The organism is Paraliobacillus quinghaiensis (assembly GCF_003426025.1).
GTDB classification, from domain to species: Bacteria; Bacillota; Bacilli; order Bacillales; family Amphibacillaceae; genus Paraliobacillus_A; species Paraliobacillus_A quinghaiensis.
This window is the reverse complement of sequence record NZ_QJSH01000004.1, coordinates 151303-173624: the sequence shown is the minus strand read 5'-3', so window position 1 is coordinate 173624 and position 22322 is coordinate 151303. Positions and strand designations below refer to the sequence as shown.

General features: G+C 35.2%; 24 protein-coding genes. 21 read left to right on the top strand and 3 right to left on the bottom strand.

The features are described from left to right. The first annotated feature begins 117 nt into the window (after positions 1 to 117). The 11 genes from qoxA to D2K40_RS04485 all read left to right on the top strand — a co-directional run bounded on the left by qoxA (position 118) and on the right by D2K40_RS04485 (position 9195). Positions 118 to 1092: a cytochrome aa3 quinol oxidase subunit II gene (gene qoxA / locus D2K40_RS04535; protein ID WP_229666618.1), complete on the top strand. Its 975-nt coding sequence runs from the start codon at positions 118 to 120 to the stop codon at positions 1090 to 1092. Positions 1093 to 1110: 18 nt separating this feature from the next. Beyond that, positions 1111 to 3051: a cytochrome aa3 quinol oxidase subunit I gene (qoxB, locus tag D2K40_RS04530; protein WP_117153427.1), complete on the top strand. Its 1941-nt coding sequence runs from the start codon at positions 1111 to 1113 to the stop codon at positions 3049 to 3051. After that, entirely contained in the window at positions 3051 to 3650 is a 600-nt protein-coding gene (qoxC, locus tag D2K40_RS04525) for a cytochrome aa3 quinol oxidase subunit III (protein ID WP_117153426.1), read from the top strand. Before qoxB ends, qoxC begins: the two co-directional genes overlap by 1 nt. Further along, a complete protein-coding gene (gene qoxD, locus D2K40_RS04520; RefSeq protein ID WP_117153425.1) occupies positions 3651 to 3950 on the top strand; it encodes a cytochrome aa3 quinol oxidase subunit IV in 300 nt (99 codons plus the stop codon). A 493-nt stretch (positions 3951 to 4443) separates the two neighbouring features. Beyond that, the gene (locus tag D2K40_RS04515) at positions 4444 to 4743 is read left to right on the top strand and encodes an MGMT family protein (RefSeq protein WP_268237309.1); all 300 of its coding nucleotides are present in this window, start codon (positions 4444 to 4446) and stop codon (positions 4741 to 4743) included. A gap of 71 nt (positions 4744 to 4814) precedes the next feature. After that, on the top strand, positions 4815 to 5954 hold the full coding sequence (locus D2K40_RS04510) for a trans-sulfuration enzyme family protein (protein WP_117153424.1): 1140 nt from the start codon (positions 4815 to 4817) through the stop codon (positions 5952 to 5954). Between the two features lie 105 nt (positions 5955 to 6059). Continuing rightward, positions 6060 to 6818 (top strand): (S)-benzoin forming benzil reductase, encoded by a 759-nt coding sequence (locus D2K40_RS04505; RefSeq protein ID WP_117153423.1) that lies wholly within the window; start codon positions 6060 to 6062, stop codon positions 6816 to 6818. Between the two features lie 159 nt (positions 6819 to 6977). Further along, entirely contained in the window at positions 6978 to 7079 is a 102-nt protein-coding gene (locus D2K40_RS04500; protein WP_117153422.1) for a YjcZ family sporulation protein, read from the top strand. A 166-nt stretch (positions 7080 to 7245) separates the two neighbouring features. Then, positions 7246 to 7995 carry a type I methionyl aminopeptidase gene (map, locus tag D2K40_RS04495; RefSeq protein WP_117153421.1) on the top strand — a complete coding sequence of 250 codons (750 nt, stop codon included), beginning with the start codon at positions 7246 to 7248 and terminating at the stop codon, positions 7993 to 7995. A gap of 187 nt (positions 7996 to 8182) precedes the next feature. After that, positions 8183 to 8908, top strand: a complete 726-nt coding sequence (locus D2K40_RS04490) for an AzlC family ABC transporter permease (protein WP_117153419.1) — start codon at positions 8183 to 8185, stop codon at positions 8906 to 8908. Further along, positions 8905 to 9195, top strand: a complete 291-nt coding sequence (locus D2K40_RS04485) for an AzlD domain-containing protein (protein WP_117153417.1) — start codon at positions 8905 to 8907, stop codon at positions 9193 to 9195. The genes D2K40_RS04490 and D2K40_RS04485 overlap by 4 nt, the downstream gene beginning before the upstream one ends. 386 nt (positions 9196 to 9581) lie before the next feature. Here the strand turns inward: D2K40_RS04485 and D2K40_RS04480 are convergent, their stop codons facing one another. Next, a complete protein-coding gene (locus tag D2K40_RS04480) occupies positions 9582 to 10463 on the bottom strand; it encodes a cation diffusion facilitator family transporter (RefSeq protein WP_117153415.1) in 882 nt (293 codons plus the stop codon). A gap of 223 nt (positions 10464 to 10686) precedes the next feature. Between D2K40_RS04480 and D2K40_RS04475 the strand changes: the two genes are divergently transcribed. The 6 genes from D2K40_RS04475 to D2K40_RS04450 all read left to right on the top strand — a co-directional run bounded on the left by D2K40_RS04475 (position 10687) and on the right by D2K40_RS04450 (position 15549). Beyond that, positions 10687 to 11916: an MFS transporter gene (locus D2K40_RS04475; RefSeq protein ID WP_117153413.1), complete on the top strand. Its 1230-nt coding sequence runs from the start codon at positions 10687 to 10689 to the stop codon at positions 11914 to 11916. A gap of 137 nt (positions 11917 to 12053) precedes the next feature. Further along, positions 12054 to 12299 carry an IDEAL domain-containing protein gene (locus tag D2K40_RS04470; RefSeq protein WP_117153411.1) on the top strand — a complete coding sequence of 82 codons (246 nt, stop codon included), beginning with the start codon at positions 12054 to 12056 and terminating at the stop codon, positions 12297 to 12299. A gap of 173 nt (positions 12300 to 12472) precedes the next feature. Then, entirely contained in the window at positions 12473 to 13402 is a 930-nt protein-coding gene (locus tag D2K40_RS04465) for a M15 family metallopeptidase (RefSeq protein ID WP_117153409.1), read from the top strand. 149 nt (positions 13403 to 13551) lie between these two features. Further along, positions 13552 to 14928, top strand: coding sequence for a class II fumarate hydratase (gene fumC, locus D2K40_RS04460; RefSeq protein WP_117153407.1), 1377 nt, complete (start codon positions 13552 to 13554; stop codon positions 14926 to 14928). 94 nt (positions 14929 to 15022) lie between these two features. Further along, positions 15023 to 15223, top strand: a complete 201-nt coding sequence (locus D2K40_RS04455; protein ID WP_117153405.1) for an alpha/beta-type small acid-soluble spore protein — start codon at positions 15023 to 15025, stop codon at positions 15221 to 15223. A gap of 71 nt (positions 15224 to 15294) precedes the next feature. Continuing rightward, positions 15295 to 15549: a hypothetical protein gene (locus D2K40_RS04450; RefSeq protein WP_117153403.1), complete on the top strand. Its 255-nt coding sequence runs from the start codon at positions 15295 to 15297 to the stop codon at positions 15547 to 15549. Positions 15550 to 15599: 50 nt separating this feature from the next. Here D2K40_RS04450 and D2K40_RS04445 read toward each other — a convergent pair whose 3' ends face one another. Beyond that, positions 15600 to 16706, bottom strand: a complete 1107-nt coding sequence (locus tag D2K40_RS04445) for an ABC transporter ATP-binding protein (RefSeq protein WP_117153401.1) — start codon at positions 16704 to 16706, stop codon at positions 15600 to 15602. A gap of 116 nt (positions 16707 to 16822) precedes the next feature. Next, on the bottom strand, positions 16823 to 17728 hold the full coding sequence (locus D2K40_RS04440) for a PucR family transcriptional regulator (protein ID WP_162879134.1): 906 nt from the start codon (positions 17726 to 17728) through the stop codon (positions 16823 to 16825). Positions 17729 to 17877: 149 nt separating this feature from the next. On the opposite strand from D2K40_RS04440, the gene D2K40_RS04435 reads away from it, so the two are divergent. From D2K40_RS04435 to D2K40_RS04420, 4 genes are all read left to right on the top strand, one after another. Further along, positions 17878 to 19011, top strand: coding sequence for a DUF445 domain-containing protein (locus D2K40_RS04435; protein ID WP_162879133.1), 1134 nt, complete (start codon positions 17878 to 17880; stop codon positions 19009 to 19011). 72 nt (positions 19012 to 19083) lie between these two features. After that, positions 19084 to 19434 carry a YlbF/YmcA family competence regulator gene (locus tag D2K40_RS04430; protein WP_117153395.1) on the top strand — a complete coding sequence of 117 codons (351 nt, stop codon included), beginning with the start codon at positions 19084 to 19086 and terminating at the stop codon, positions 19432 to 19434. 697 nt (positions 19435 to 20131) lie between these two features. Beyond that, positions 20132 to 21031 carry an ABC transporter ATP-binding protein gene (locus D2K40_RS04425; RefSeq protein WP_117153393.1) on the top strand — a complete coding sequence of 300 codons (900 nt, stop codon included), beginning with the start codon at positions 20132 to 20134 and terminating at the stop codon, positions 21029 to 21031. Further along, a complete protein-coding gene (locus tag D2K40_RS04420) occupies positions 21024 to 22289 on the top strand; it encodes an ABC transporter permease (RefSeq protein ID WP_117153391.1) in 1266 nt (421 codons plus the stop codon). Before D2K40_RS04425 ends, D2K40_RS04420 begins: the two co-directional genes overlap by 8 nt. The last annotated feature ends 33 nt before the right edge of the window (positions 22290 to 22322 follow it).

Sequence of the window (22322 nt, the reverse complement as noted above, 5' to 3'; positions counted from 1 at the left end):
CATATATTGGTATAATTAAAATACAAACTAATTATTTACACTTTATAAACATTTAAGTATAATATCTTAGGTTATGAAAAAAGTTTTTTATGAAGATGTAAGAAAGGAGAAGGTTTAATGAAGCGCATGCGTACTATCTTTTATATGATTGCAATACTTATGACAACATTGACATTAACGGGTTGCGAGTCAAAGTTAACAGTGTTTGATCCACAAGGACCTGTTGCTCGTAACTTAACAGATTTGATTTTATTTTCGATTATTTTTATGGCCATAATTGTACTTGTTGTTTTTGTTTTATTTGGAATTATTGTTTGGAAATATCGTGAGAAACCTGAAAATAAGGACTATGAACCTCCACATGAAGAGGGGAGTACAGCTCTAGAGATAACATGGTTTCTAATTCCTGTATTAATTGTGATAGCTTTAACGATTCCAACTGTGATTACCATTTCAGATGTTGAGGACATACCTGCGGGATATGAAGACGAAGAACCATTGGTTATTCATGTTACTTCTGCAGACTGGAAATGGATCTTTAGTTATCCTGATCAAGATATTGAAACCGTGAATTATGTTAATATCCCTGCAAACCATCCAATTGAGTTCAAAATGACTTCTGCGGGTACGATGCAATCTTTTTGGGTTCCATCATTAGCGGGACAAAAATACACAATGGCAAATATGCAGACAGATCTTTACTTAGTAGCTGATCGTCCTGGGGAATATGTTGGTCGAAACACAAGCTTTAATGGTGAAGGCTATGCACACATGGCTTTTGAGGTTATTGCTCAATCTCCAGATGATTTTAATGAATGGGTTAATGATATTAAAAATACTGCTAACACATTAACAGAAGATGAATATGCAGAAATATTGACTCCTAGTATAATAGGGCGAAAAACATACAATGGAACACATTTACAATGGATCGATCATGCTCATGGCGGATCAGAAAAATATATCAATCCAGAAGATTATGAAGAACATCTTTATGAGCAAGGCGAGTTGGACGAAGTAGATTCAAATCTGTCAATTACAGATACTGAAGTAGAAGAAGTGGAAGATGAATCAGAACAAGAAGGAAATTAAGGTGGGGGTGAGAAGCGTATGAAATATGATTTTTTTGTAACAGGTGACCCAATAATTTTGATGTCACAAATTGGTATTGGGTTAACAATGATCGGTTTAATTGCACTTATTACGTATTTAAAAAAGTGGACTTACTTATGGAAAGAGTGGTTTACCACTGTAGATCATAAGAAAATCGGGATTATGTATATTATTGCTGGTGTCTTAATGTTCTTCCGTGGTGGAGTAGATGGTCTGATGATGAAGGCGCAGACTTCTCGACCTGGGTTGGAACTTTTAAATGCACAACATTATGATGAGATATTCACGACACATGGTATTGTAATGATTTTATTTATGGCAATGCCGATGTTAATTGGTATTATGAATGTGCTAATTCCACTGCAAATTGGTGCACGTGATGTGGCATTTCCAAAACTAAATGCATTAAGTTTTTGGTCGTTTTTTGTAGCGGCGCTACTATTTAATATTTCCTTTGTAATTGGTGGTTCTCCTGATGCAGGTTGGACATCGTATTTTCCTTTAGCAGGAAAAGAGTTCTCTCCTGATATAGGTAATAACTATTACGCAATTGCACTACAAATTTCAGGTATCGGGACGCTAGCTACAGGGATTAACTTTATTGTAACGATCCTTAAAATGAGAGCACCTGGTATGAAATTGTTGAAGATGCCTATGTTTACATGGACATCACTTGTAACATCTGTCTTAATTGTAGCAGCATTTCCAATTTTGACTATTGCGTTGTTGATGATGACACTTGATAGAATGTTTGGTGCACACTTCTTCACAGTTGCTGCAGGTGGAGATCCGATGTTGTGGCTAAATCTTTTCTGGCTTTGGGGACATCCAGAGGTTTATATTGTGGTATTACCAGCGTTTGGTATGTTCTCAGAGGTTATTGCTACATTCTCTAGAAAAAATTTATTTGGTTATGTAACAATGGTTGTTTCTATTGTAGCAATCGCATTTTTAAGTATGCTTGTTTGGGTACACCACTTTTACACAATGGGTAATAGTGCGGCAGTTAACTCAGTCTTTTCAATAACGACGATGATGATCGCAATACCGACTGGTGTTAAAATATTTAACTGGCTGTTCACGATGCGAAAAGGTAAAATTCAATTTTCAAATGCAATGTTATGGTCCTTAGCATTTATTCCTTGCTTTACTATCGGTGGTGTAACAGGTGTTATGTTAGCAATGGCTGCCGCGGATTATCAGTACCATAACACGATGTTCTTAGTAGCACACTTCCATTATGTATTAATTCCAGGTGTAGTGTTTGCAGTATTTGCTGGTCTTTATTACTGGTGGCCAAAGATGTTTGGCTTTGCATTAAATGAAAAAATCGGTAAATGGCACTTCTGGTTATTTGTGATAGGATTTAATTTAACATTTATGCCAATGTTCTTTGTTGGATTAGACGGCATGTCTCGTCGTATGTACACTTATTCAGAAAGTACTGGTTGGGCACCATGGCTAGGATTCTCAGCTGTAGGTTCCTTAGTAATGGCAGCAGGTTTTGCAGCTTTAGTGTATAACCTATACTGGAGTTTCCGTTACGCATCACGTGATGTTGGATCAGACCCTTGGGATGCTCGTACACTCGAATGGGCAACAGCATCACCAGTACAAGAATACAACTTTGCTGTGATTCCAGAAGTAACGGAATTAGATCAGTTCTGGAAAGATAAAAAAGAGGGTACAAACAAAATTAAAAAAGAAGATATCAAAGATATTCATATGCCGAGTAACTCTGCTGTTCCAATCATAATGGGTGTAGCATTTGGAATAGTAGGTTTCTTCTTAGTCTTTGAGATGTTTATTTTATCAGCAATTTTCTCAGTCGGTATAATCGCTTGTTTAATTGCTAATTCATTTGATTATGATGATGGTTATCATATTCCAGCTAAAAAAGTTTTAGAAACAGAACGTAAGTGGAGAGGTGATCTATAATGGCATCACAAACATCAACACCGTTAGAATATAGCACGCACCAAAATGAAATGACTATTTTAGGATTTTGGATATTTCTAGGTGCGGAAATCGTTCTTTTTGCGACCTTATTTGCTGGATACTTTGTATTAGAAAATGGTGTAGCAGATGGGCCGACACTAAAAGATATCCTTATGATGAAAGATGTTTTAATTGAAACATTTTTACTTTTGACTAGTAGTTTTACAATGGGCTTAGCACTTCATCAAATGCGTCAAAACAACTTAAAAGGCATGCTTATTTTTACAGTTATTACTTTGCTTTTAGGCGCTGGTTTTATGTATATGGAAATTAACGAATTTATTCATTATGTCCATGAAGGTGTGACAATGCAAACAAGTGCATTTGGATCAGCATTGTTTACATTACTAGGAACACACGGTGTGCACGTAACACTTGGTATTGGTTGGGTTATTCTATTAATTATCCAATTGGTACGAAGAGGAATCACACCAGTAACATCTCGTAAATTCTTTATCGTGAGTTTATATTGGCATTTCTTAGATGTAATCTGGATCTTCATCTTTACCTTTGTTTACTTGAAAGGAGCGTTGATGTAGATGAAAAAACAATCAATGTTTCCTTTAAATCATGTGTTGGGTTTTGTTTTGTCCATCGCATTGACTGTAGGTGCTGTATTTATTGTCTATCAAACAGATTTTTCAGCATCAGTTAAGATGAATATCATTGGAACATTAGCTATCTTTCAAGCGTTAATACAGTTGATTATGTTTATGCACATTACAGAAGGTAAGTCTGGTGGTATTAACATAATTAACATAGCGTATGCGATTTTCTTAGCAATCGTTGTTGTAGCAGGATCAATCTGGGTCTTAACAACAGGACACGCAGCGATGTAATTTAAAAAATTAGAACTGAAGTTAAAAGAGTGCAATCACGTTCAACGTGTTTGCACTTTTTTTAATGGTCTTAGAAATAAATCGGTCTGTAGACTTAAGCTAATTCAAACTGTTAGCGGTGTAGAATGTTCTGAGGAAATATTATACTTACATTAACAAGAGCAAAGGAGGTGCACGGAAATGAATGTGTATGAAATGCAAGGAGTCATTAATGAGCGCAAACGTAAATGATTGGTAGATAAGGAGGTTTAAAGCTATGCTAAACGTTTATGAATTAGAAAGTAAAATCATAGATCGGCGGCCAAAATAATGTGTGAGAGAGGGGGCGCATTATCATGAAGCACGTCATCAATAGAAAAAAATAAAAGCAATTTTCCACATTTATTGTAGGGGAAATTGTTTTTATTTTTTTCTAATTAATTGCTCATGATATACTATATGATAACTATCAGCAGGTGTTTTAAATTGTGTTAAAAACAAGGGATTGATTTAAGTGGAGAATTTTACGGAGAATATGATTGATATTGTTCAAAAAATACCAGCAGGTAAAGTCATGACATATGGACAGATCGCTCGTGAGGCAGGTAATCCAAGAGCTGCAAGACAAGTTGCACGTCTTTTACATAGCTTGAGTGATAAATATAAACTTCCATGGCATCGTGTGATCAATAGTAAGGGTGAAATTAGTTTAAGTGGTGAGAGGTTAGAATCTCAAAAAGGCTTGCTTGAACAAGAAGGAGTTCAGTTTAGCCGTTCGAATAAAATTAATTTAACAGTTTATCGACACCTTTAAAATCATAGTGATTGGCTTTTTCTTAGTAGTACGGTAAAGTGGTAGATAATATATACAAAGGGGAGAGAACGATGGCTCATAAATTTGATACAAAGTCAGTGCATCTTGCATTAAAAAATAAAAATGCTGTAGATAGTAAAGTAACACCTATTTATCAAACTTCAGCATTTAAATTTACTGATTTAGACGATTTAGAACGTTTTTATCAAGGTGAAAAAGATTATCTCTACTCCAGAGTAGGAAATCCAAATACTGATGAACTTGGGGCTGCTGTTGCCCAATTAGAAAGTGCGCCAGAAGGTATTGCAACTTCTTCTGGTTTATCAGCAATTTTAGTGGGGATATTAGCTACAGCAAAAGCTGGAGATCATGTATTAGCTTCTACAGATATATATGGTGGAACTTATCAATTATTAGCACATGAATTGGCGGACTTTGGGATAGAAGTGACCTTTATTGATTTTGAAAAAGATCAGATTGAACAGAGTATTCGTGATAATACAAAACTATTATATTCTGAATCTGTGACCAATCCATTGCTTCGTGTTGAAGATATTGCGTCTATTGTTGCAATTGCTAAAAAACATCATCTCTATACGATGATAGATAATACCTTTGCAACGCCTTACTTATGTCAACCATATACGTGCGGCGTTAACTTGGTTGTTCATAGTGCAACTAAATATTTAGGTGGACACAGTGATGTGACTGCTGGTGTACTTGTTGGTGATGAAGAACTAATAAATAATGCAAAATCAAAAGTAGTTAATATCGGTACTAATTTAAGCCCGTTTGATGCATGGTTAGCATGTCGTGGGATAAAAACCTTAAGTGTACGTATGGAACGTCATGTTAAAAATGCTCAGGCATTAGCTGATGCATTAACAAAAAATGCTAATGTATCAAAAGTATATTATCCAAAAGAGGTTTCCTCTAATGGAAATGGTGCGATTGTATCAATAGATGTGACAGGTACATGTGATATTAATAAATTCTTTCAATCTTTGGGTTGGGTAAAAATAGTGCCAACTTTGGCAGGAGTAGAAACCTCAGTTTCTTATCCACTAACTACTTCCCATCGAGCGTTACCAAAAGAAACACAAGATGAACTAGGTATTACCGAAGGATTAGTTAGGATCTCGGTAGGAATTGAAGATGCTGAAGATATTATTGCAGCATTTGAACAAGCAATAGTAGAATCCAAATATTAATCTTAAAATTCACCTTACGTAATTTGTAAGGTGTTTTCTGTTTTGCTGATTATGTATAATAAGTTCAGAATAATATTTTATTAAAAAATTCAGGAGGGTTATGTGATGAAATATGCAGTAATTACTGGGACTTCAAGAGGGTTAGGGGAATCAATCGCAAAATTACTTATGCAACAAGGAATCCATGTAATAGGAGTTGCGCGTCACGCGAATAAATCTTTAAAAAAATTGGCACAAGAAACAACAGGTTCTTATCAAGATTATGCATGTAACCTTGCCAACGGAGAAGAAACCGAAAAAATATTTTCGATAATTGCAGATCAATTGTTTAAAAAACAGACAGATATTGTTTATCTAATTCATAATGCTGGAACAGTTAATCCAATCAATACAGCGGATAAGCACACTGTAGAATCACTGAACTCTCATGTTCACGTTAACTTAATTGCACCAATGATTACAACAGGAGTATTCCTTAAAAAAGCAAATAAAACAAAAATTCCACTTATCGTAACAAGTGTTACCTCGGGAGCAGCAGACCGATCGGTATATGGTTGGAGCGCATATTGTGGAACAAAAGCTGGATTAAATCGCTATACAACATCTGTAGCGTTAGAGCAAGATCAATTAGCGACATCTAATAAGGTCATTTTATTTGATCCAAGTATTATGGATACAGATATGCAGGAGGAGATTCGTTCTACAAGTAAAGAAGCATTTCAGGATGTTGATAAGTTTCAAAAGTATAAAGAAGAAGATAGTCTTAGAGATACAGATACAGTCGCAAACGTACTAGTAGACATATTAATGGATTCAGAAAATGTGGTGAATGGTGAGTATTATAGCGTGAAAGATGTGCTATAAGTATAACGACAGTTCATTTGCGATTTGCTTATCAACAAACACTAAAAATGTTACAACAATTAAAAATAAAGGCTAATACCCATTTTCTGAGTTAGGCCTTCCACTCTGGAGATTATTACATATTCTATAAGTGTAATAAGTAAAGGAGGGGTTATTAAGATGAGTGCAGGATATGGTTATGGTTCCGGATTTGCATTGGTTGTTGTTTTATTCATCTTGTTAATTATCATCGGTGCATCTTGGGGCTTTGGTGCATACTAAGTTTTAAAAGATACGAAGAAATAGAGGATCCTTTTTCAGGTTCCTCTATTTTTTTATGCAAAATTGACATGAAAATATCAATTTTGTGATAAACTGTTTGTATTAATGCATACATAATAGTGAAAACAAAATATGGTATGGCAAGTAAGGAAAGGGAGTATGAACGATGATTACACGAAAAAGTGAACGTGAAATAGCAATGATGCAAGAAGCTGGGAAGTTATTAGCCTCTTGTCATAAGCAGATAGCTACGATGATGAAACCAGGTGTTACAACAAAAGATATTGATGAATTTGTTGAGAAGTATTTAGCAGAGAACGGGGCTACACCTGAACAAAAGGGGTACAATGGATATGAATATGCGACTTGTGCATCTATAAATGATGAAATCTGTCACGGTTTTCCAAGAGATGAACCTTTAAAAAATGGTGACATTGTGACAATCGACATGGTTGTAAATTTAAAAGGTGGGCTAGCAGATTCAGCTTGGACCTACGTTGTTGGTGAAGCAGATGAAAAGACACAACGCTTTTTAGATGTAACGAAAGAATCCCTGTACAAAGGGATTGAACAAGCGAGAGCTGGGAATCGTATTGGAGACATTGGGCATGCGATTCAACAATTTGCAGAAGCGGAAGGCTATTCAGTTGTACGAGACTTTACTGGGCATGGAATAGGACCAACTATTCACGAAGAACCACATATTCCACACTATGGTTTGGCTGGTAAAGGAGCTCGATTAAAAGAAGGTACAGTTATTACAATTGAACCAATGCTTAATGAAGGTTCTTGGCACAGTAAGATGGATAGTAATAATTGGACAGCAAGAACAATTGACGGAGAAAGATCCGCTCAATTTGAGCATACGGTTGTTGTGACAAAAGGTGAACCGATAATTATGACAGATCAAGATTAAACAATAGTGGAAGTGGCAAGGTAGCTTATGCTGCCTTGTTTTTTTTGTGAGAAGAAAATCTTCTATATTTGCCAAAAGTGCTGTTGTTATATCGATCGTTGATTGAAATTACTAAATTAAATCTTCCACATACTTACGGTTATATGGTAAAGTATTTCTTAATACATAGATTACTGGGGGAATGGTAATGGCTAAAGCTTTGATTGAGCATCAGTCATCACAACGAATAAAAATGATGCAAAAAGGGTTTGTGACTGGCTTACCTATTTTGTTTGGTTATTTACCAATTGCGATTACATATGGTGTACTTGCTTCACAGTCCGGAATATCACTAATAGAATTAACGCTGATGAGTGTACTGGTTTTTGCAGGTGCAGCTCAGTTTATGGGCGCAAATATGATTGCAATCGGTGCAGGGTCAATAGAAATTATTATTGCCACTTTTGTCTTGAACTTTCGTCATTTTGTTATGAGTTTATCTTTTATGAATAGTGCCCGAGCACTTGACTTAAAATGGAAGATACCTCTTTCGCTAGGTGTAACAGATGAATCATTTTCAGTTTCCTCTGTACATAAGGAAGAAGCAAATCAAGAAAGAGGAGCATACTTTTATGCTACTTTGATGTTGACAGCTTATTTATCGTGGGTAATAGGTTCATTTCTAGGAGGTATATTAGGGGATATTATGCCAGCAGCATTGAGCCAAAGTATGGGAATTGCATTATATGCAATGTTTATTGCTTTATTAATACCATCTGTGAAGGTGGAAGTGCGTTATGGAATTGTTGCAGTTATAGCAATGGTTTTTAATTATTTCTTTAGTCTTCACTTGGATCAAGGTTGGGCAATTGTCCTTAGTACAATATTGGCTAGTTATATCGGTATCTTTTTTGTGAAGGTGGAACAAAAATGATTATGTTTACAATTATTGGTATGGCGGTTGTAACTGTGATTCCACGACTGATTCCTGCTTTTATTATGGATAAAGTAAACTTTCCGAATTGGGTAAACCGCTGGCTTAATGTTATTCCATATGCTGCATTAGGTGCCTTGATTTTTCCTGGAATCTTAACTGTTATCCCGGAACAACCATGGATAGGTTTTGTTGGAGGACTCGTTGCAATTGGACTGGCTGTATTTAGAGTGAATATTATTGTAGTGGTCATCGGAGCAGCAGCCACTGTATTTATTTTAAATTAAATATATATAGAAAAAACCAACGTGAAGCATTCATTCACGTTGGCTTTTTAGATTATCAATTGTTCTACTTAAACAAAATAAGTATAGAGCATAAATATTACGTCATAGTTGATATAGTATGCGCATTAGCAAGTAACGTAAGTTACCGCTCCTCAAATGAAATTGACTCCCTCTCCGCAGGTACGGCCTCAGCTAACTAGGAAGCAAATGTTTTCGGTTGGCCAAGTAACCGCAGTCCCACAAGTCGAAGATCCACTTGGTAAAGTGTTTTTCTTTACCAAGTTAGCTGAGACTGAGCCTACGGAAAGCGAATCCATTTTCTTACATAGCGGGTTAAACGTTTAATGCGCAGATAAGAATCAAAAATTTACTTTTAACATATAAGCTTATTCATCTGAAGGGTGGGGTTCTGTGTGAATATGAGCGTGTGGTACGGCATGTTTTTCTGCTAATAGTGCTTCAATTCGGTCGGTAATATGATGACTTTGTTTTACTGTTAATTCAGGGTCAACATAAATTGTAATTTCAATCAATGCTTGATTGCCATGTAGTCTACCCTTCATATCCTTCACCTCTAAAACTTCTGCATCTTCTTTTATACTTGCTCGGATTACCTCTAGTTTTTCCACGTCAAAACCGTCCGTTAATGTGTGACTTGCGTTACGAAATATCTCCCAAGCAGTTTTACATATGATAAAACCAACTAGTAGACCAGCAACAGGGTCTAGCCAATATAATCCAAATTGAGCACCGACAATACCAACAAATGCTCCAATACTTACAAGCGCATCTGATTTGTTATCCTGTGCTGCAGCATAAAGGGAACTACTTTGAATTTTTTTTGCGAGTCGTAAGTTATAGATATAAACCCCTATCATAACAAATGCCGCAATTAAAGCTGTCCATGCAGTTAGCATATCAGGCTGTGTGTAGTTATTTTCTATAATTGACTGAAACGTACCGATAATAACTTGCAACCCAACAGTAACCATAATAAAAGCTGCTATAAGTGAAGCAATCGTTTCTGCACGGAAATGGCCATAGTGATGATCTTTATCTGGCGGCTTACGAGATATTCGGAGGCCGATTAAGACTGCGATGGAGGCTATGACATCAGTTGTATTATTTAACCCATCGGCTCTTAAAGCGGATGAGTTCCCGATTGTTGCGACAATTAACTTTATAGTTGCTAAAAGAAGATATGCAGTAATACTTAACCATGCACCTTTTTCACCTTTTTTTAAGTTTTCATACTGATCTTGATCCATGGCAGTTCCTCCCATACTTTCTATCTGCATAATAGCTTAACAAATAGATGTTAAATGAGTCTAGAGAAAAAAAGCGTCCTAAAGTAACATCTTTTTACTTTAGGAAACAATTCATTTCTATCGTTTCCTTTATTTTTAGTATTTCTTTTTTGTTCATACATGAATTAAAGACAAATCTGCATAATAATTTCATGAAGATTTTTTGGAGAAAAGGAAGGGTAAAATGACGCAAGAAAAGACACGAAACAATAATGAGGATGAGTTACACCAGAAACGGTGGGCAATTGTCTCGTTAGCATCGATTCCCTTGATAATGACATTAGGAAATTCTATGTTAATACCTGTGCTACCATTAATGGAAAAAGAGTTGGATATTACTGCACTTCAATCAAGCTATATTATAATGGTATATTCAATTGTTGCAATTGTACTTATTCCTATAGCAGGTTTCTTATCAGATCGATTTGGAAGAAAAATTGTAATTATACCTGCGTTATTAATTGCAGGTGCCGGCGGATTACTCTCTGGTTATGCTGCCTGGAAAATGGAATCGCCTTTTATGGTAATCTTAATGGGCAGAATTTTACAAGGTGTAGGTGTATCAGGAACTGCCCCGATTGTTTTGCCCTTAGTAGGAGATATGTTTAAGCGGGAAAAGGATGTTAGTACAACTTTAGGACTTGTTGAAACAGCCAATACTTTCGGAAAAGTATTAAGCCCAATATTAGGAGCTGCTTTAGCAAGTGTTATTTGGTATTTACCTTTTTTCTCTATTCCGATTTTTTGTGTGGTTTCAGCTTTGCTTGTACTGATTTTAGTAAAAAAACCAAAAAAAGAACAGGAACCAATTGAATTTCGAACATATTGGAAGGATACGAAGTCAACATTCAAAAAGCATGGAAGATGGTTAGTCGCAATTTTCATAATTGGTGCGATCCTAATGTTTGTGTTATTTGGAATTCTATTTTATTTATCGAGTATGTTAGAAGACAATTATAATATTACAGGTATAAAAAAAGGGCTTTATTTAGCTGGGCCACTTGCAGCCTTGTGTTTAGCTTCATATCTGACAGGGAGAAAGATTGGCTCAAATATAAAAGCTATGAAGTGGACAGTATTTATAGGACTCCTAGTAGTAGCAGTGTCTGTTATCTCACTTTCGTTTTCCGAACATTTCATCTATATTTTAATTATTTTCTTAATTGGGGGAATTGGAATTGGTGTTGGTTTACCATGTTTGGATGCAATTATTACAGAGAGTATGGATAAAGAGGTTAGAGGAACCATTACCTGCTTATATAGTTCTGCTCGTTATTTAGGTGTTGCGGCAGGTCCTCCAATAACCGCATTTGTAATGCGATTTGATTTATTATGGATGATCGTAGTTTTTAGTGTAAGTATTGGAATCGCCCTTTTGTTTTCATTTTTTAAAATTAAACCGGAGGCTTCTTAATTTTCTAGGGTTAAGTTTAATATAATATATTGAGGGTAAATGAATAATAAATATATTCTGAAAATTCGACGTTCAACTATTGCAATTTATATTAAAATTTAAGATAATAAAAAAAAGGAACAAGGGGGAAATGTTCCATGAAGAAGCACAAAGTGAATTACACGTTAAAAGCATTTGATGGTAGAAAGAATGCATCAATTGAAGCAAAACGAGAAATTTCATTTGAGATCAAGCTTGCCTCTAGGCTAATATTGGATGCATTAGTTTCAGATTGGAATAAATCTAATCTTGAAAAGCAAATTAATGATTCCATCGACAAGCAAGATAAAGAGAGGTTTCTTCAACTAAGTAAACAATACCAAACATACACACTTGAATACTAAATAGGTTATCCTTGCCGGTTCTTTGGCAAGGATTTTTTATTCTTGTATTATCAGCTCCCGCTGAAGGAAGTTTCAATTTAACAATAATTTTTCTAATAATTTCATTCTCATAGGGTTATCTAGATATGTTATAGTGAAGAGAAGTAGATAGTACTTATGAAAGGATTTTTGATATGAAAAAAACAATTTTTCTTCTTTTTGTCCTTGTTAGTAGCTTATTGCTAACTGCCTGTCAACCAGACAACTTATCTCAAGACAGTGATCAACATCAACAAAAAGAACTGGATGATAGGTCAAAAGAAGATGATATAGATCTAGAGGAATCAGATTCAAGTAATAATAAAAATAATGATAATTCTGATCAAGGGCAAGAAGAGGAAAAGAATAACGAAGGCTCAAAAGGTACAGGGGAAGAACACAAAAACGAAGAACAAGAAAATAATGAACAAAAAGATGAAGAACAAACAAAACAAGATAAGCATATTGCTGCAGTAGAAGAAGGAACTGGATTGCATATTGTCGATAATCCAGGGAGTACCAAAGTTTATGTGAATAAACAAAGAAAGCTTCCAACAGGATATACTCCTGATAACTTAGTTGTTCCAGATGTTGCGCATTATGCTGCTAAAGATGATCCAAAAAGACAAATGCGACAAGTAGCTGCCACTGCACTAGAAGCATTATTTGCTGAAGCGAAAGCGCAGGGGATTGATTTAATTGCTGTGTCAGGTTTTCGTTCTTATAACAGGCAAAAGATAATCTATAATTACAATGTAGAAAACAAAGGCCAAGAACATGCAGACAAATACTCAGCTAAGCCAGGTACAAGTGAACACCAAACAGGTTTAGCAATGGACGTTGGATCTGCTAATGAAACTGCAGCAACTTTATTAGAAGAATCATTTAGGCAAACAAGTGAAGGTGCCTGGTTAGCAGAGAATGCACATGATTTTGGTTTTATTATCCGTTATCCTGAAGGGAAAAGTAATATTACAGGATATAATTATGAACCATGGCACATACGTTACATCGGTGAGGAAATAGCTACTGAAATATATAATAAAGATATCACGTTAGAAGAATATTTTGGCTATGGTTATTAATGAAAATCCTTTCTCTTGAATGAGAAAGGATTTTTTCTAAATTTAATTTGAATATGTAAATTAGCAAAACTGTGTTAAAAGTTGAGTAGTTATATTTAATAAAAAACGATAGAATGAATGTAGAGAGTTTACTGAGAGGGGTTTTTTTCGTGTGTTTTCGTATTGAAAAGGATACATTAGGTGAGGTCCATGTTCCAGAATCGAAGTATTGGGGAGCACAAACACAGCGAAGTATAAAAAACTTTGCTATAGGTATTGAAAAAATGCCGAAAGAAATTATAGCAGCTTTTGCTATATTAAAGCGCAGTGCAGCAATAGCAAATAACGAATTAGATCTTTTGGAAAAAGAAAAGATGGATGCGATTGTCTATGCGGCTGAAGAGATATTAACCGGTAACTTAGCGGAACATTTTCCTTTAGTTGTTTGGCAAACAGGTAGTGGCACACAAACAAATATGAATGTAAATGAAGTGATTGCAAATGTGGGTAATAAATGGCTTCAGCAACAAAACAGCACGGCTAGACTACACCCAAATGATGATGTAAATAAATCACAAAGCTCAAATGATACATATCCAACTGCGATGCATTTGTCCGCTACCTTACAATTGGAGAATCATCTATTGCCTAGTGTAAGAAAATTAAAAAATACACTAGCAAAAAAGATGACTGATTACCAAGCTGTAATTAAGATTGGTCGAACGCATTTGCAGGATGCAACGCCTTTAACTTTTGGCCAAGAAGTTAGTGGTTGGCATCATATGCTGGTTAAGGCTGAAAAGATGATTGAAGAAAGTATGGTTTATTTCAGAGAACTTGCAATTGGTGGCACTGCTGTAGGAACAGGGTTAAATGCACATCCAGATTTTTCACAGAAGGTATGTCAAGCTATTACATCCTATACAAACAATGAATTTGTTTCAGCTCAAAATAAATTCCATGCATTAACTAGTCATGATCAATTTGTTCATACACATGGTGCATTAAAGGCACTAGCAGCAGATTTAATGAAAATTGCGAATGATGTGCGTTGGTTAGCAAGTGGCCCAAGAGCAGGTTTAGGTGAAGTAGAGATTCCGGCTAATGAACCAGGAAGCTCGATTATGCCAGGAAAAGTTAATCCGACACAAGCAGAGGCTGTTACAATGGTAGCTGCACAAGTTATGGGAAATGATGCAACAATTGGATTTTCGGCGAGTCAAGGGAACTTTCAACTGAATGTATTTAAGCCTGTAATTGCGTTTAATTTTTTACAATCTGTACAATTATTAACAGATAGCATGCTCTCATTCGATAAGCATTGTATGCAAGGTTTAGAACCAATCGAAAAAAAGATGACTCAATACTTAAACGATTCGCTCATGCTTGTAACAGCGTTAAACCCACACATTGGTTATGAAAAGGCAGCAAAAATAGCAAAGTTAGCTTATCAGCAAGAATTGAAGTTAAAAGAAGCAGCAGTTCAATTAGGTTTTTTATCGGCTGAAGAATTTGATCAGTTTATTGATCCAAAAGATATGGTCTAATTTTCTACAGAGAATTATGGAAAGACTACCAAGTATTTTTATAATAACTTAGCATCTTCTGTTCACACTATTTATTGTAGGAGGTGATTAGAAGATGGCACAACGAAATCAATCAAATCAACTTTTAGTACCTGGAATCGAACAAGCATTAGACCAAATGAAATATGAGATCGCACAAGAATTTGGCGTGACATTAGGAGCAAATGAAACTGCTCGTGCTAACGGTTCAGTAGGTGGCGAAATCACAAAACGTTTAGTTCAACAAGCAGAACAACAATTTGGTCCACAACAATAATTGAATAGTATATGGCATATAAAGAGGCACTGTTTTTCAGTGTCTCTTTTAAATAGAAAGTAGTGAAGCTTATGTATATTTGTCCAGTCTGTAATGGATTAGAAAACACAACAAAAATGTGTGCGAATTGCCAGGTTAACATGGAAGAACAGGGCCGCCTGATTGAACAACTAGGTGACTATGCACCATATTTAGATGACGAAGGAATGAAGCTTTTTGATGGAGACACACAATCAAAGACAAATCACACGTGTGTCCATGTATATCAATGTCAAATTTGCGGTCAAACAGATCATGTTTCAATTCAGGAAATTTTTTATCATTAAAAAAGAAGCAGTTTGGTATAACCAAACCGCTTCTTTTAGTAGAAAAATTATTATTTAATGCGTAATTCAGTTTCACGATCAAAGAAGTGTGATTTATGCATATCTAATGCTAAATCAATTTTTTGACCACCAGAGATATCAGTTCTAGAATCTACACGTGCAACAAAATCTTGGCCAGCAAATTTTGAATAAAGGTATGATTCAGAGCCCATTAATTCAGCTACATCAATAGTTGCTGTAATGGTAGAACCCTGGTTTGCATCTATGAAAACAGGTTCGTCATGCATATCTTCTGGACGTACACCTAAGACAATTTCTTTACCTACATAACCTTGGTCACGAAGAATCTTCATTTTACCTTCAGGTACCTCAAGTTTTACATCATGATTTTCAACTGCAAATTGTCCTTCTTCTAATATTCCATTAAAGAAGTTCATAGAAGGGGATCCGATAAATCCACCAACAAAAATGTTATCAGGTTTATCATATACTTCTTTAGGTGCACCAACTTGCTGAATAATACCGTCTTTTAAAACAACTAGGCGAGTTGCCATTGTCATTGCTTCTGTTTGGTCATGTGTAACATAAATAGTCGTTGTTTGTAGGCGGTGGTGTAATTTTTGGATTTCAGCACGCATTTGCACACGTAATTTAGCGTCCAAGTTTGATAACGGCTCATCCATCAAGAATACTTTTGCGTCACGTACAATCGCACGTCCAAGTGCCACACGTTGACGTTGACCACCAGATAGTGCTTTAGGTTTACGATCTAAGTATGCTTCAAGTCCAAGAATTTTTGCAGCATTTTGTACACGACGATCGATTTCGTCTTTTTTAAATTTACGAAGTTTCAAACCGAATGCCATGTTATCATATACGTTCATGTGTGGATATAGTGCATAGTTTTGGAACACCATCGCGATATCACGATCTTTAGGTGCTACTTCATTTATTAGTTTATCGTCAATGTAGAGTTCTCCGCTTGAAATTTCTTCTAATCCAGCGATCATACGTAGTGTAGTTGATTTACCACAACCAGATGGTCCGACAAAAACGATAAACTCTTTATCTAATACTTCAAGGTTGAAATCATCAACCGCTTTTAATGCACCTTTTTCATATACTTTATCAATATTTTTAAATGTTAACTCTGCCATGTGAAACCCTCCTAGTTTTTGAAAACGTTTTAATCTATATTTTATAGTTTACTTTAAGTTAAGAGAGTGGTAAATGGCAAACGTGCACAAAAAAACTTGTCCGTATTTGTGCACGCTTACATACCGTGTTTCATTTTGTGTTTTAGTAGTAAAGTTAGATATACGGAAAGCGCTCCATCAAACTGTTTTACGTCTATTCCTGTCCTTTCAATAAACTTATCAATACGGTACTGTAAGCTATTACGATGCATGTACATTTTCTTTGCAGCCAAGCTTGTATTGGAATTAGATTCTAAAAAAACTTGAATTGTTTTTAACAATTCTTCATCATCATTCGTCTCTTGTAGTATCGCATCAATTAATATACTGTAGTCAGCTTCTGAAGATGCTTCAATTAATAGATAGGGAGCTCCGGATACATAATTTATCACAGGACCTTTGTTAAACTTACGCAAGAAATGGGAACATTTTTTAACCCATTGATAGTACGTTGGAGCCTTCTCTAAATTTCTGAAAAACGGCCCAACAAATAGATGGAGATCTAAATAAAAATCACTCATGAATACATCAATCATGTTGTTATAATCTATCTCTTCATCTAGTGGAGGTTTTGTTTCTTCAATTATGATGCCTTCTCGATTATTCTCCCATAGAATAGGTGTGTGAGTAGGAAAGATGCCATGAATGGCTTCTTTGAATGCATCCGCTTCAATGAGATCATCAGATAAAGAAAAATAGACAAATCGGTACACTTTAGGTTTATCTTTCCAGATTGGTAGCTTTTGATTGAATATTAACTGATTCCATTTTTCTTCGTTTTTGGTCAGTGGTGTTTGTGTTGCTTCATATGGTTGTAAAAAAACGTCTAAAATTTCTTTTTCTTTAGGTCCTATTTGTTCTTTGTCTATCCCGATTAGTAGACTGTCAGGAGTCAAATACCAAGCGTAATGCTTACTCAAATTTGATTGGTTAATCTGTCCCTCGATTAACGTTGGGAAAATTTTTTTTAGTTTGTCCAACATAAAATAGCCTCTCTCTTTAATTTTCATTTATTTCATTATAACAAATCACTAAGAATTCGCACATATAACATACTTTCTATTGTTAAAAAAGATCTATATAATAGACTTCAACAAAAATTATTATAGGCAACATGGGAAGGTGTTTTGAAATGTCAACAGTATTAATCATTTTCATGATGGTCGCAATTGGTGCAGTAATTGGAGGAGTGACCAATTCTTTAGCAATTAAAATGCTATTTCGACCCTATCATGCAAGATATATCGGTAAGTTTAAGTTACCATTTACTCCAGGCTTAATTCCCAAAAGAAAAGATGAACTTGCGAAACAATTGGGAAAAATGGTTGTTGAACATTTAATAACAGAAGAAGGATTAAGAAAGAAGTTAGTAAATCAAGATTTTCAAACACAAGTTGAAATCTGGTTAGAAAAAGAAGTGAATAAATTACTTGTGTCGGATAATACGCTACGATCAGTAGCTGCACAATTCGATTTTATATTGGACGAGGTAGAGATAAAACGAGTTCTTCAAGAAAAGGCTAAGGGATATTATGATAATTGGATGAAAGACAATGCAACGAAATTAGTTGGAGAAATAATAGATGAAAATGTACAAAGAAGGTTAGTAAGTTATTTCCCTATGGTAGCAGAAGTATTGCAACAAAGAGGGGTTAACTACCTTGGAAGTGAAGGAGCCACTAGTAAGATGGAAGAACTAGTCGATTCCTACTTCACGGAAAAAGGTTTCTTTGGTAATATGTTTGCCTCCGTCATGGGTGGAAGAACGATAATTGATAAAATCCAACCTATCCTAACAAATTATGTAGACTCACAAGATATGAAGCAAGAGCTAGAAAAACTATTGCAGCAGGAATGGGAATTTCTCCTAGAAAAACCTATTAAGGAAGTAGAGGTGATAATAGGTAAAGATACGGTCGAAACACTTATTGGGTATACTATTGATCAATACGCACCAGTAGATAATATAATTGATCAACCATTTAAAGTATGGTTTGGTTCCATTAATCATCTAATAGAACAAATAGTCACTGGTGCATCAACTCAATTGATGCAAGCGGCAAACAAACGTATAGGAAAACTTATTAGTGGGCTAGGTTTAGAACAAATTGTTGAAAATGAAGTACAAGCTTTTCCATTAGAAAGAGTGGAGCAACTCGTGCTAAATATTTCACGACGTGAATTTAAATTAATCACCTATTTGGGAGCACTGTTAGGCGGTTTAATTGGCTTAATTCAAGGAATTATTGTCGTATTGGTTGGATAATGGATATAGGTTTGTTATAGTTAGTGAGTAAGAAAAATGATTAAGTAAGAAATCTAGGAGGAAATTAACAAGATGGCAAATATTCAAGATAGTGCACAACAATTAGAAGAAGCAATTCGAAACAGTGATGAATTTCAAAATTTGAAACAAGCATATGAAACAGTTATGGCTGATGAAGTTGCGAAAAAAATGTTTGAAGACTTTCGTAATACGCAAATAGAATTACAAGAAAAGCAAATGCAAGGTCAAGAAATTACAGAAGAAGAAATTGAAAAAGCACGTAAGGTTGTAGAGACTGTACAACAACATGATCAGATCTCTAAACTAATGGAACAAGAGCAAAACTTAAATGTTTTGATCAATGACATTAGCAAAACGATCACGAAGCCATTAGAAGAACTATACGGTGCACAAGAACAATAATAATACCTAAAACTCCTGCTATTCATCATAGCGGGAGTTTTTTGTGAAATCAAATCCGCAAACCTTGTTACGTTCAAATAATCAAACTTCACAGTCGATATTATGATGCGTCGTAACTAGTCTAGTAATGTGAGTCACCGCTCCTCAAGTGAAATGTACTTGCTTTCCGTGGGCACGGCTTCAGCTAACTCGGATAAGCAAAGTCCGCTTTCCGAGTGGATCTTCAGCTCGTACTGTTCCCACAGGAGTCTCGCACATTTCACTTGTTTCGCTAACAAGAAGACCTAATCATGATGATTAAAACACTAACACCCAATAAGCTTTACTAAGAGTAAATGGTCTGTATAAATTATTTTTTGACTATTTAGCTTATCAAATGAAATTGGTGACACTCCTGCAGGAACAGCACGGACCGAAAATCCATTTTTAGAAGTGATCTTCTTCTAAAAATTAGTTGAGGTCGTGCCTGCGGAAAGGGAGCCAATTTCATTTGAGGAGCGGGTGAGTACTGGTAACTCACGCTAATAGTTATGTCGCATCATATTTATTTTGCGTCGTAGTTTATGGCGATTTCGTGAGAAACAACAAAAAAACAGTTTTACAAATAAAGAGAAGAATTATTTATTTAATGTGAAACTTCTATCAAGTTTAACCGTACTATTAAAAAGGATGTTTTTTTAGAAAGGGGTAAGCATTAATGACATTGAAATTGGAACAGGTGACGAAGAAGTTTGGGGATTTTACTGCAGTTGACCAACTTTCACTCGAAATACCTGAAAAACAAATATTTGGTTTCCTTGGGGCCAATGGTGCTGGTAAGACAACAACATTTCGTATGATTCTTGGTTTGATGGATGCAACACAAGGTAAGGTAACATGGAATGGCAATTCAATTGATTATGGAAATAGTAATGACATTGGCTATTTACCAGAAGAAAGAGGCCTGTATCCTAAGTTAAAGGTAAGAGAACAGCTTATTTACTTAGGACGATTAAGAGGCATGCATAAAAAAGATATAGTTCCTGCATTAGAAGAGTGGCTTGAACGGTTTAAAGTACCGGATTACATTGATAAAAAAGTTGAAGAATTATCAAAAGGGAACCAGCAAAAAATTCAATTTATTTCTGCTGTTATCCATAAGCCGAAGTTATTAATATTAGATGAACCTTTTTCTGGATTAGATCCAGTAAATGTAGAGATGATGTTAAAGGCCGTGGAGGACTTAAAAGAGGCAGGAACTTCAATTGTTTTTTCATCCCATCAGATGGAAGTTGTAGAAGACCTCTGTGAACATCTCTGTATTATGCAACATGGTAAACCAATAGTACATGGGAAGTTAACAGAGATTAAACGTTCGTTTGGTAAGAAAAACTTATTTATTCATGCTGATTTTGATTTAGATTTTCTTACAGATATTTCAGGAGTTGTATCACAGAAAAAAACGCCAGAGGGCTGTAAATTACAAATTGAAAATGAGGAAATATCACAAAAAGTTTTTGCGGCAATTCAAGATAAAGGTTTTGTTCGCAGATTCGAGCTAGAAGAACCATCTTTAAATGATATCTTTATTGAGAAAGCTGGTGAAGCTTATGAATAAGTTTTGGATTGTATTGAAACACACATACTGGACTCGGTTTAAATCAAAATCATTTATTATAACGACTGCAATTTTTCTCGTATTTATTCTTGGTTTAGCTAATATCCAATCAATTATTGGATTGTTTGATAATGAAGATGAACAGGATATTGTTGCTGTGGTTGATCAAACAGATGAAATATATGACATGCTTTCACAAAATTTTGCTCAGACGGATAACAATATTTCACTTGAATTGTTTGATGGTACAGTGGAAGACGCAGAAGAAGCGGTTAAATCTGGTGAATATGTTGGTGTCTTAAGTATTCAGTCAAGCAAGGATAACTTACCTGTTGCAAGTTATCATACAAGTCAGTTGTCCAATACAAGGATCCAATCACAATTAGAAAATCATTTACAACAAATCAAAGTAGCGTTGGCAACTAATCAGGCTGGGATAGATCAATCTGTACTTGAGTCGATTTACGCACCAATTGAATTTGATACAGTTGCAATTGAAAACGAATCCGGTGGGGAAGCGAAAACGGAAGAAGAGTTAAATGGTGCACGTGGTCTTGTCTATGTGATGCTTTTCTTATTATATTTTGCTGTTTTAACATACGGGAATATGATTGCAATGGATATAGCCAATGAAAAATCTTCACGTGTGATGGAAATCTTAATTTCAAGCTCATCCCCTGTTAGTCAAATGTTTGCAAAAATTATCGGGATTGCACTCTTAGGATTAACGCAGATCGGCTTGTTTTTAATTGTTGGTTTTATCATGATTCAACAAAAACAAGATGAATTAGTCGGAGGTTTCTTTGAATTCTTTGGTTTATCAGAAATTTCTGTCGCAACATTTATTTATGCGATTGTGTTCTTTTTACTAGGTTATCTACTTTATGCTACATTATCGGCAATGCTTGGTTCACTAGTTAGTCGAATGGAAGAAGTCAATCAACTGATGATGCCGGTTATTTTACTTATCGTGGTGGCCTTTATGTTAGCTATGTTTGGAATTAGTGTACCTGAATCAAGTGTTATGACAGTAACATCGTTTATTCCATTCTTCACACCAATGGTTATGTTCTTACGTGTAGGCATGCTAGATGTTCCGATTTGGGAAGTAGGATTAAGCATTGCGATTATGATTGCAACAATTGCTTTCTTAGCATTTATTGGTGCCAGAGTATATCGTGGTGGTGTTTTAATGTATGGCCGTGGTGCTTCATTAAAAGATTTTAAACAGGCAATGAAATTATCAAAAAAAGAATAGTTAAAAATTAGCTTGTAATGGATTAATCTATTA